This window comes from Mycobacterium sp. (genome assembly GCF_032159765.1).
In the GTDB taxonomy this organism is placed as follows: domain Bacteria; phylum Actinomycetota; class Actinomycetes; order Mycobacteriales; family Mycobacteriaceae; genus Mycobacterium.
In genome coordinates, this window is record NZ_JAVHWM010000036.1 from 1 (window position 1) to 4,373 (window position 4,373).

The following is a 4,373-nucleotide window of genomic DNA, read 5'->3' on the forward strand; positions in this document are numbered from 1 at the left end:
AGGGCGCGCGCGTTGGTGAAGCCGTCGGCGTATCTGAAGCGGATGAATGAGTTCTTGACCAAGTTCCAGCGCCCGTACCGTCGCAGCGTCGTGACAGCGTCGTCGGCGGAGAGCTCGTCGCCGGAGATGGTGGTCGTCTCCGGCACGCGCATCGCAGTGCTCATCTCAGGCTCCTTCGTTAGGCCGCTGTCGCCACCGGCTCTGGCACGCGGATGACCAGAGCGCCGGGCTGGATCCGCGCGTCAAGATTTCGCCCGTTGTCGATGACCTCACCGTCGATCTGCCGGGGCACGATCCGATCGGCCTCGACGAGGACCCTGCGGCCACGGAAGCGTTCGAGGTGCGGATGCTGTTTGCGATCGCGGCGAAAGACCCGCCACGCCAACTGGATCCACTCGCGCAACGTCCGCGGTGCGACGACGACCACGTCGAGCAGTCCGTCGTCGACCGCTGCATCCGGCAGCAACTCGAGACCGCCCTGCAGCCGTCCGACATTGCCGACCAACACCGTGCGGGCCTGCCGGCGCAGCGGAGGGCCGTCATCGATGCGCAGCTGCACCTGCATCACCGGGTCGCGCAGGTGCCGGAGGCCGCTGAATACATAGGCAGGCCAGCCGGCAAGTTTTTTCAAACCTTCAGAGGCGTCGGCCATCATCGCCGCGTCGAAGCCGATGCCGGCCATCACTGAGAACAACTGGTCGCCGACCCGGCCGAGGTCGATGCGCCGGTCTTCACCGTTGACGGCCACGGCGAGGGCGTCGGCGAGCTCGATCGGCACGCCGAGGTTGCGGGCGAGCAGGTTGCCGGTGCCGAGCGGGAGGAGCGCGACCGGCACGTCTGTGCCTGCCAGGGTGCCGAGGCAGGCCATTATCGTGCCGTCACCGCCGCAGATCGCGACCAGTTGAACACCAGCCGCCACCGCGGCCTCGGCCATGCCGGCGCCCGGATCGTCAGGCGTGGTCTCCAGCCACATGGGCGTCGACCAACCGGCAGCGGGCATGGTTTCCTCAACGGCCTCACGCAGGGCCGATACATCCGCCGTCGCGGGATTGAGGATTATCGCGGCACGCTTCATCGAGTCACCAGACTCGTGTCGGCGTCAACGGCGGCGTCGCGCCGGCCGCCGCAGTCATGGGTACGCACATACAAGATCACGACGGTCAGCCAGATCCCGCCGAGCAGCCCACCGGCGAGCACATCCGTCGGGTAATGCATGCCGCGATACACGCGGCTGACGGCAATGGTCAGCGGCACCGCCGCGCACACGAGGACCGCTACAACGTGCATCCACCGATGCCGGGTATGCCAGAGGATGATCGCGGCGACCGAGCCGTAGAAGCACACGGCGGCGGCGGTGTGGCCTGACGGGAACGATGAAGTGGGCGGTGCTGCATCAAGTTTCGGCACGTTCGGCCGCGGGCGATCGATGAGAAGTGTCGTCGCCACGAAGATGCTCGTCTCCCCGACCACCGCGTAGATGACGACCAGTGACTCGCGCCACCGGCCGAACTTCCACCGGAAAGCCACAGCGGCGATTGCTGTCAGAACCACGATCGTCGTCGTCTCAGACAGCGACGTGATGAGCTTGCTCTCCGAGATGCCCTCCTGCTGGCGATACTCCACGAGCCGTCTCGGCACATCGGCATCCCATCTCCCGATCGCTGTGGACGGCAGCACCTCGGTGACGAGGTATCCCAGCCCCACCATCGCCGCAACGAGGCAGACGGCCGGAACGATAAGCCACGCGACATCCCGGGCGATGCTGGCAAAACCGGATCTGCGCACGTATAGGAGATACCCCCGCAGCCGTTAATTTATCCTCGGCCCGATTGGTTGCTCCTTGGTGCCGACCTCGGCCGGCCGCTCGACCGGTTGCCCCGTCTCCCGCCGCCATGCGACGTACGCCGAGGTCGTCACGGCCACCCAGCCGATGCCGAGCGTGATGCCGGCCAGGACATCGCTGACGAAATGGACGCCGAGCACGACACGGGCGAGCGCGACGGCCCCGACGATCAAGACGGCGGCGATCACAGCGGCCACCCGTCCGCGGCGCGACAGGAAACGAAGGCTGATCAACAGCAGCAGGCAGCAGCCGACTGTCGCGCCCAGCGCGTGACCGGAAGGAAACGACGACCCGGGCGCCGACGAGACCGGATCCGGTAGCACTGGGCGGGCTCGCCCGACGATCTCCTTCAGCGCAAAACCGAGCGCCGCACCGCCGAAGACGGTGGTGACGAGCCACGCCGCGTGGCGCCGTTCGCCGTTGACCACGTACACCACCGCGATCACCGTGAGCACAACGCGGAACACGTTCGGGTCGAACACATCGCTGACGACCTCGGCCGTCTTCGCCAACTCGGGCCGATCGGAGTCGATCTGATTGAAAGCCTCGGCAGCCGCGGTATCGAGTCTGCGCAGCGGCCCCCAGCCCCCGCGAACGAGCAAGAGCAGCATCGCGAACGTGACCGCGGCGATGAGCGTGCCAACCAGGCCCGCGCCCAACCGCAGCCCGAAGCGCTCGTCGGCCACGGCCAGATGGCGGTCTATCGTGCGCCTCAGCCCGTTCGCCATGCCTTTTCGTGTTCCCCGGCCTGCGGCCCCGTACACCCGTCAGGACGGTCGAGTGAGCGCAACGCGGCCGACTTCCTCCAGCGCATCCGAGCCACGCGGCTGCTCGAAAAGCACTTCGGCGTTGCGGCCGTCGACGTGCATCGTGGCGATGGTGTTTCCGAACAGTGGGCCGCAAGTGTTCGCCCACGACAATGGGAGCGGGGGGACGCCGTGTCGGCGTGCCCACCATCGGGCGACCGTCGCCGCGGGATGTGACCAACTCAGTGTGAACGCCGGTTTGAGGAACAGCGGCACATAGTTGTTCATCGGCGAGCACACCAGTTGATGCACCGCGGCGCCCGGCGACTGAACAGATTCACCCGCCCACTCGGCGCGCGCGGCATAACAGTGGTGCACGTCCCCGGAGAGCACGCTGACTGTCGCGGGTCCGTCGGGATGGCCTGCGACGCGGGCGATCATTTCGGCCAATCGCACGAATGACTTGTAGAAAGCGGGCCAGTGTTCTAAATCGACTGCCCTGCGGGTCTTTTCGGCAAGCCTCCCGCGTAGGCCGGGCCGGTCGGCGTTCCGCTCATTGACCGCCTCCAGGTCTCCGATGGCGGGCGGCATCAGCCACGGCACCGACGTGGCCAGCATCAAATGATCCAACTCGGCGAGACCGTCGGTGGCCTGCGTCTCCAGCCATCTGAACTCGCGGTCCCCGACCATCATGCGTTCTCCCGAGTCGAGGATTCGACCGTTACGTGAGTCGATCATGATGAGCCGGCTGCGGCCGAGGTCCCATCGATAGCTGAACCTGATGCCCTTGTTGCGGTCCACCTCTTTGTCGGCACGGTCGGCCAAATCGACGAGCTGCGCCCAGGTGTCGCCATCCGTCGTAACCAGGCGCTGATAGTCCTCGTCGTCGGCCAACTCAGCCGGGCTCATATTGCCCAGGTGCTGATACACCCAGTAGGACGCCAGCCCGGCTCGGATCCGCTCACGCCACCACGGCTTCTCGTTCATGTCCGCACGCCAGGATTTCGACGTGTTCCAGTCGTCCCTGATGTCGTGATCGTCGAAGATCATCGCGGTGGGAACCGTGGACATCAGCCATCTGATCTCGGGGTCGCCCCACGAATGGCGGTACAGCCGTTCGTATTCGGCGAAGCTCACCACCTCGTCCGGCGGGCGCTGGCCACGCCGATTCCTACCGGTTCGGCGGCCTGCCAGGCGTCGCCTCAACTCCGGCGTGAGTTCGTCGGCGTACAACTGGTCGCCGAGCAGAATGAGCGCCTCGGGCCAGTCGTCGATCGGCTGCGTGGCCATCCGGGTGGCGTATACGTCAAGCGCGTCGCGCTCGAGCCTGGAGTCGACCTTCTGATCGCCGGTCTTGGGGTATCGACACGATCCGAAGATCGCCTGCAGTCGGTGCGTCGACGCGGGCCCGCGGGTGCGGATGACGCTGGGCGGGAACGGCGAGTCCGCAAGCGGCCAGACCCGTTTTCCGTCGACCTTGACGTCATATTCGGTGACGGTGTCTGGGGTCAGCCCGGTCACCGCGACGAGAGCGAAGTGATGATCCTGGACGGCGAACGTCCGCGCAGAGCAACCGAGGACCTCAACCGTTGCCGCGCTCTCTGTTTGCACCCACACCAGCGCGGTGGTGTCAGAAACGTGCCGTAGGGCAGGGCCGAGCAAGAGTGCCACCGAATCACCCTACGTACACTGGCGTTGCCGTCTTTGCTCCGTCAAATACTTCTGCATGGTTGCGGCAGTCGGCTATCCAGCTACCGGAGGCGCCTCTGTGGATGCCGCCGCAG

4 protein-coding genes are annotated in these 4,373 nt (G+C 66.2%); all 4 read right to left on the reverse strand.

What is annotated here, in order from left to right:
- Nucleotides 1-178: 178 nt before the first annotated feature.
- From QOH60_RS04030 to QOH60_RS04045, 4 genes are read right to left on the reverse strand one after another with little or no spacing between them, the layout of a single operon-like run.
- Nucleotides 179-1,075, reverse strand: a complete 897-nt coding sequence (locus QOH60_RS04030; RefSeq protein ID WP_526417352.1) for a diacylglycerol/lipid kinase family protein — start codon at nt 1,073-1,075, stop codon at nt 179-181.
- On the reverse strand, nt 1,072-1,785 hold the full coding sequence (locus tag QOH60_RS04035; protein ID WP_526417354.1) for a phosphatase PAP2 family protein: 714 nt from the start codon (nt 1,783-1,785) through the stop codon (nt 1,072-1,074). Before QOH60_RS04035 ends, QOH60_RS04030 begins: the two co-directional genes overlap by 4 nt.
- Nucleotides 1,786-1,809: 24 nt before the next feature.
- The gene (locus tag QOH60_RS04040; protein ID WP_526417356.1) at nt 1,810-2,571 is read right to left on the reverse strand and encodes a phosphatase PAP2 family protein; all 762 of its coding nucleotides are present in this window, start codon (nt 2,569-2,571) and stop codon (nt 1,810-1,812) included.
- Between the two features lie 39 nt (nt 2,572-2,610).
- Complete coding sequence (locus QOH60_RS04045; protein ID WP_526417358.1) at nt 2,611-4,260, reverse strand: alkaline phosphatase D family protein; 1,650 nt, start codon at nt 4,258-4,260, stop codon at nt 2,611-2,613.
- Nucleotides 4,261-4,373 lie beyond the last annotated feature (113 nt).